Source organism: Streptomyces sioyaensis, assembly GCF_004122735.1.
GTDB classification, from domain to species: Bacteria; Actinomycetota; Actinomycetes; order Streptomycetales; family Streptomycetaceae; genus Streptomyces; species Streptomyces sioyaensis.
In genome coordinates, this window is record NZ_SDIF01000216.1 from 1 (window position 1) to 6,154 (window position 6,154).

Consider the following 6,154-nt stretch of genomic DNA (forward strand, 5'->3'; position numbering starts at 1 on the left):
CCCCCGAGGCCCCCACCGTCCTCCTCTACGGCCACTACGACGTCCAGCCGCCCGGTGAGGAGCGGTTCTGGGACTCCCCGCCCTTCGAACCCACCGACATCGAGGGCGGCATCCGGGCCCGCGGCATCGCCGACGACAAGGCCAACCTCATGGTCCACATCGGTGCGCTGCGGGCCTACGGCGGCCGTCCGCCGGTCGGCATCAGGATCGTCTTCGAGGGACAGGAGGAGTACGGCAGCGCCTTCGACGACTACCCGCCCACCGAGCCCGGCCTCTTCGCCTGCGACGCGATGATCATCGCCGACACCGGCAACATCCGCCCCGGCACGCCCACCCTGACCACCGCCCTGCGCGGCTCCGCCGTGGTCTTCGCCGAGGTCCGCACCCTCCGGGCCGCCGTGCACAGCGGCGAGTACGGCGGCGCCGCCCCCGACGCGCTGCTCGTCCTGCTCAAGGCCCTGGCGACCCTGCACGACGTGCACGGCGACGTCGCCGTCGAGGGCCTGCGCCGCGAACCGTGGGACGGCACCGCCTTCACCGACGACGAATTCCGCGAGGTGGCCGGGGTCCCGCACGGCACCCCGCTGCTCGGCTCCGGCGACCTCGGCGAACGGCTGTGGAGCGGCCCCGCCGTCACCGTCATCGGCCTGGACGCGCCGCCCGTCGACCGTGCCGCCGCCGCGGTGGTCCCGTACGCCCGCGCCAAGCTCAACCTCCGCGTCCACCCCCGGCAGGACCCGCGCGAGGCGCAGGCCGCGCTCATCCGCCACCTCCAACGGCTGCGCCCGTACGGCATCCCGCTCACCGTCACCGCGGGCGACGCGGGACCCGGCTACGAAGCCGCCGCCGACGGGCCCGCCTACCGCGCCGCCCGCACCGCGCTGCGCCGCGCCTGGGGCGCCGACCCCGTGCACGCTGCGACCGGTGGCTCCGTGCCCCTGGTCAACGGCCTGGCCAGAGCCGTACCGGACGCCGAGATCCTGCTCTTCGGCGCCGAGGACAGCCTCTGCGGTCTGCACGGTCCCAACGAACGGGTGCTGCTGTCCGAACTGCGCGGCGCCCTGCTCGCCGAGGCCGCCTTCATGGCCGAGTACGCCGCGACCTACCGGGCCGGGGCGCCGAGCTGACGGATCGTCTTCGAAGGCGGCGTCGCGCGCGCGGCAGGTGGTCCGCCCGTCCGCGGAGCCAGAAATGCCAAGGGCCGGTACGGACCGCGCCGCGGCGGTCCGTACCGGCCCCCGGGGTGTGCCGGGCGACGGCGTCAGCGCAGCAGTTCGTACGCCGGCAGCGTCAGGAACTCCGCGTAGTCCGTATCCAGGGCGACCCGGAGCAGCAGGTCATGGGCCTGCTGCCAGCGGCCGGAGGTGAAGGCCTGCTCGCCGACCTCGGCACGGATCGCGGCCAGTTGCTCCGCGGCGACCCGGCGCACCAGCTCCGCGGTGGCCTGTTCCCCGTTCTCGAAGACGACACCGGCGTCGACCCACTGCCAGATCTGGGAGCGGGAGATCTCGGCGGTGGCGGCGTCCTCCATCAGGCCGAAGATCGCGACGGCGCCCAGTCCGCGCAGCCAGGCCTCGATGTAGCGGGTGCCGACCTGCACGGCGTCGACCAGGCCCTGGTAGGTGGGCTTGGCGTCCAGGGAGTCGATCGCGATCAGATCCGCGGCCTTGACGTCGACGTCCTCGCGGAGCCGGTCCTTCTGGTTCGGCCGGTCGCCGAGCACCGCGTCGAAGGAGGCGCGGGCGATGGGGACCAGGTCGGGGTGGGCGACCCAGGAGCCGTCGAAACCGTCGCCGGCCTCGCGGTCCTTGTCGTTCTTGACCTTGGCCAGGGCCTGCTCGTTGGCCTCGGGGTCCCGGCGGTTGGGGATGAAGGCCGCCATGCCGCCGATGGCGTGCGCACCGCGCTTGTGGCAGGTGCGGACGAGGAGTTCGGTGTAGGCGCGCATGAACGGTGCCGTCATCGTGACCGCGTTGCGGTCGGGCAGCACGAACTTGGCGCCGCCGTCACGGAAGTTCTTGACGATGGAGAAGAGGTAGTCCCAGCGGCCGGCGTTCAGCCCCGAGGCGTGGTCGCGCAGCTCGTAGAGGATCTCCTCCATCTCGTACGCGGCGGTGATGGTCTCGATGAGGACGGTGGCGCGCACCGTGCCCTGCGGGATGCCGACATAGTCCTGGGCGAAGACGAAGATGTCGTTCCAGAGGCGGGCCTCCAGGTGCGACTCGGTCTTCGGCAGGTAGAAGTACGGCCCCTTGCCGAGGTCCAGCAGGCGCTTGGCGTTGTGGAAGAAGTAGAGGCCGAAGTCGACCAGCGCGCCGGGGACCGGCCGGCCCTCGAACTGCAGGTGCCGCTCGTCCAGATGCCAGCCGCGCGGCCGCATCACGACGGTGGCGAGTTCCCCGGCGGGCTTGAGGGCGTAGGACTTGCCGGACGCCGGGTCGGTGAAGTCGATGCGCCGCTCGTAGGCGTCGATCAGGTTCAGCTGACCCGAGACGACGTTCTCCCAGGTCGGGGCGGAGGCGTCCTCGAAGTCGGCGAGCCAGACCTTGGCGCCCGAGTTGAGCGCGTTGATGGTCATCTTGCGGTCGGTGGGACCGGTGATCTCCACCCGGCGGTCGTTGAGCGCGGCGGGCGCCTCGGCGACCTGCCAGCTGTCGTCGGCGCGGATCCGCGCGGTCTGCGGCAGGAAGTCCAGGGTGCTGGTGCGGGCGATCTCGGCACGGCGCTCGGCGCGGCGGGCGAGCAGCTCGTCACGGCGCGGGGTGAACCGTCGGTGGAGTTCGGCGACGAAGGTGAGCGCGGCGTCGGTGAGGACCTCGCCCTGCCGTTCGGGGGTGTGCGCGGGGTCGACTTCGACGATGGCCAGCGGGGACGGCGCTGGTGCGGACATGAGCTGTCACTCCATTCATCGGCGGTGCCCGGTGGCCGCGGGGGCGCTGGGCGGCACGGGGTGCCGCGGGCCCCGGGGGACGGTCGCGGGCGCCGTCTGGGTTCAGGGCGCTTCTGACCAGTGGATACTAGTTTCCTTATCGCGGAACTTCAATGGTTTGTTGATGTCGAGATTCTCCGGCTCGACACACCTGCTGATCGAATGGCTCCCGGTGCCACGGCGGTCACTCTCCATTACTCCCCCTCCCGCGGCCGGCGAGCGCCTGCCGGCGCGCAGGGTCACCCCAGGCGGTGCAGATCCTCCGGGGTGTCGATGTCGTACGGCTCCGCGACATCGGCGCACTCGACCAGGGTGAGGGCGGCCGCATGCTGCTGGAGGTAGGCGCGGGCACCGCGGTCGCCCGTTGCGCCGGCGGCGATGTCCGGCCAGCGGTCGGCGCCGAAGAGCACCGGATGGCCGCGCCGGCCGTCGTAGGCGGCGGAGGCGAGCGAACCGCCGCCGTCGTACGCCGCCACCACCCGCGCCACCGCCGCGGCGCCGATGCCCGGCTGGTCCACCAGGGACACCACGACCGCGTCCGCCCCCGACCCGGCCAGTGCTGCCAGGCCCACCCGGAGCGACGAGCCCATGCCCTGGGCCCAGTCCGGGTTGTCCCAGACGTGGTACGCGGAGAGCTCGGCCCGCTCCCGTACGGCATCGGCCGCCGCGCCCAGCACGATGTGGACGGGCTCGCAGCCGCCCTGCCGCAGGGCCCGCGCGGCGTGCTCGACCAGCGGCCGGCCCCGGTGGTCGAGCAGCGCCTTGGGCCGTCCCCCCAGGCGCCGCCCGCCGCCCGCGGCGAGCAGCAGACCGGCCACCCGCCCTCCGGGCCGTACGGCTTCCCGGGCCCCTTCAGGGGCGTCCGGCCGGGCGCGGAGCGGCGGTTCGCCCGGATCTCTCGGTGTTGTCGGTGCCATGAGGACTGCATACCTCATGGCACCGTGGAGCGTGGCCCGCCGGGTCAGGCGGCGTCGTCCGACGCGCGGGGGCGGGGAATGTGCGGCCGGAACCGTTCGCGCAGCTGATGCGTTCGCTCCTCCACGCGCCGCTGCTCGGCGACGTAACGGTCTATGTGCTCCAGCGTGATCTCCGAGGCATCGGACAGGCCGTACGCGCGGCAGATGAGCTGCACGACGCTGACCCGACGCTGGTTCGAGCCGGTGTCGGGGCCGGAGTGGGGTTCCATGGCATTCTCCGATCCAGTGATATGCCGGATATTTCCTTGAAAGGGAGAATGCTCCATCGCGCCCTGCCATACGCCTCGTATCGGATGTGCCCACGCCATCGGGTGCCGTGGGGTACGCATGTGCTGACGCATGATCAAGCCGAATTCGGGCATTGCGGCGGCGGACCTTTTCGAGGGTGCCGAGGGGGCAACGCCCGTCGCCAAACCGGCTCTTCGGGCAAGGTGCCCAGTTCCCCGCGGGCGAGGTCACGGCGCGGCCGGTGGCCGGATACGGTCCCTCGCCGCCGCGAGACCGCCCCAGGGTCCCGGTGGCGGGACCGGCACCCCCGCCGCCCCGCAGCAGGACCCGGATCCGGTCGACGGCAAGCGCATCAAGCTGCCTGACGGCCATGTTCCCCCAGGTCAGGGGTGTGAGCGGGCGTACGGGCCGCGCATTCGCGGGGTGCGCCGGCCGGACGATCGCCGGACGAATCCCGCCAGTGATCGGTTTTTTTCGCTCTCCGTATGGCGCGGGAAGCACAGAGTGGCGTTAACTGTCCGGCATCGCGGGTCGGGCAACGGCCACGGAGGACGCCGTCGTGGTGGAACAGCTGCAGAGTGACAGACGAACGACCGGGGTCGAAGGCGACCCCCGGGTCCATGAGCTACGCGGGGCCGTGGCCCGGCTGCGCCGCCAACTGGCTGTCCTCCCAGGGGAGTTGATGGACCGGACGGCGGCGGACGACGAGCTGGCCGCCTTGGACGCGATGGTGAGCCACGGCCTGCCCGAGGTGCCCCGGCTGCGTCGCTCGCTGCTGCTGATCGCCGGGGCGGTCGGGTCGGTGAGCGCGCTCTCTCCCGCGCTGGCCGAAGTGCGTGCGGGCATCGACCGGTTCGGCGAGCTGCCGCGGCCCCACTGAGGGGCGCCGAGCCGAGTCTCCGCCGCCGGCCGGCCCCGACCCGGGGCCCGCGGCCCGGCGCGCTATGCCGGCGCCTGGTTCGCCAGCGCCACCGACAGCTGGGCCGCGACGTCCTGCAGCACCGGCACGATCGTGTCCGTCGCGGCCTCCGACACCCGGCCGGTCGGGCCGGAGATGGAAATGGCCGCGGAGGTGGGGGAGTTGGGCACCGGCACCGCGAGGCAGCGGACGCCGATCTCCTGCTCGTTGTCGTCGACCGCGTAGCCGAGGCGGCGGACATCGGCGAGCGCGTCGAGGAAGCGGTCCGGGTCGGTGATCGTCTTCTCGGTCGCGGCGGGCATGCCCGTGCGGCTGAGCAGCGCGCGGACCTCCTCCGGTGAGTGGTTCGCCAGCAGGGCCTTGCCGACGCCGGTGGAGTGCGGCAGCACCCGCCGTCCGACCTCGGTGAACATCCGCACGGCGTGCCGGGAGGGGACCTGGGCGACGTAGACGATCTCGTCGCCGTCGAGCAGCGCCATGTTGGCGGTCTCGCCGGTCTCCTCGACCAGGCGGGCCAGGAACGGCCGGGCCCAGGTGCCCAGCAGCCGCGAGGCGCTCTCGCCGAGCCGGATCAGCCGGGGGCCGAGCGCATAGCGGCGGTTGGGCTGCTGGCGGACGTAGCCGCAGGCGACGAGGGTGCGCATCAGCCGGTGGATGGTGGGCAGCGGCAGTCCGCTGCTGCTGGAGAGCTCGCTCAGACCGACCTCGCCGCCGGCGTCGGCCATCCGCTCAAGCAGGTCGAAGGCGCGCTCAAGGGACTGGACACCGCCGCCGGCGGACTTGGCTTCGGCGGCGGAGGTGCTGGCGCTGGACGACGGCACGTCGCGTTCCTTTCGGGCGGGGCGGTTCGGTCTCGGCTGGGCTCACGGGCGCCGGGCCCGATCGGAGCAGCCTACCGGTCCCCTTGCCGTGGCACATGGCGTCTTGCGCACTCGTTCCCGCCGGTCAGGCCCTCTTTGTCCCAGGCTGTGAACCCTCGGGTCGACTGTCGGCCGCGCTCCCCCGGTGGCGCCAGTGGACGGAGCTACGTTCTGCTGAGTGAAATCTGCTATCCATTCTATGGAATCCTCCAAGGGGGTGGGGTGGGATTCCGGGGTGTGC

The 6,154-nt window shown here is 72.6% G+C and carries 6 protein-coding genes; 2 read left to right on the plus strand and 4 right to left on the minus strand.

Features of this window, described 5'->3' with window-relative positions; translation table 11 throughout:
• A partial coding sequence (locus tag EST54_RS32900) for a M20/M25/M40 family metallo-hydrolase (RefSeq protein ID WP_135796916.1) occupies positions 1-1,127 on the plus strand: 1,127 nt, incomplete at its 5' end.
• 134 nt (positions 1,128-1,261) lie between these two features.
• Here the strand turns inward: EST54_RS32900 and aceB are convergent.
• The 3 genes from aceB to EST54_RS32915 all read right to left on the minus strand — a co-directional run bounded on the left by aceB (position 1,262) and on the right by EST54_RS32915 (position 4,115).
• The gene (aceB, locus tag EST54_RS32905; protein WP_129251343.1) at positions 1,262-2,890 is read right to left on the minus strand and encodes a malate synthase A; all 1,629 of its coding nucleotides are present in this window, start codon (positions 2,888-2,890) and stop codon (positions 1,262-1,264) included.
• 278 nt (positions 2,891-3,168) lie between these two features.
• Positions 3,169-3,747 carry a nucleotidyltransferase family protein gene (locus tag EST54_RS32910; RefSeq protein WP_129251345.1) on the minus strand — a complete coding sequence of 193 codons (579 nt, stop codon included), beginning with the start codon at positions 3,745-3,747 and terminating at the stop codon, positions 3,169-3,171.
• A 143-nt stretch (positions 3,748-3,890) separates the two neighbouring features.
• Complete coding sequence (locus EST54_RS32915) at positions 3,891-4,115, minus strand: hypothetical protein (protein ID WP_006602240.1); 225 nt, start codon at positions 4,113-4,115, stop codon at positions 3,891-3,893.
• Between the two features lie 581 nt (positions 4,116-4,696).
• Between EST54_RS32915 and EST54_RS32920 the strand changes: the two genes are divergently transcribed.
• Positions 4,697-5,014, plus strand: a complete 318-nt coding sequence (locus EST54_RS32920) for a DUF5955 family protein (RefSeq protein ID WP_244942667.1) — start codon at positions 4,697-4,699, stop codon at positions 5,012-5,014.
• Positions 5,015-5,076: 62 nt separating this feature from the next.
• Here the strand turns inward: EST54_RS32920 and EST54_RS32925 are convergent, their stop codons facing one another.
• Positions 5,077-5,874: an IclR family transcriptional regulator gene (locus EST54_RS32925; protein WP_129251344.1), complete on the minus strand. Its 798-nt coding sequence runs from the start codon at positions 5,872-5,874 to the stop codon at positions 5,077-5,079.
• Positions 5,875-6,154: the final 280 nt, after the last annotated feature.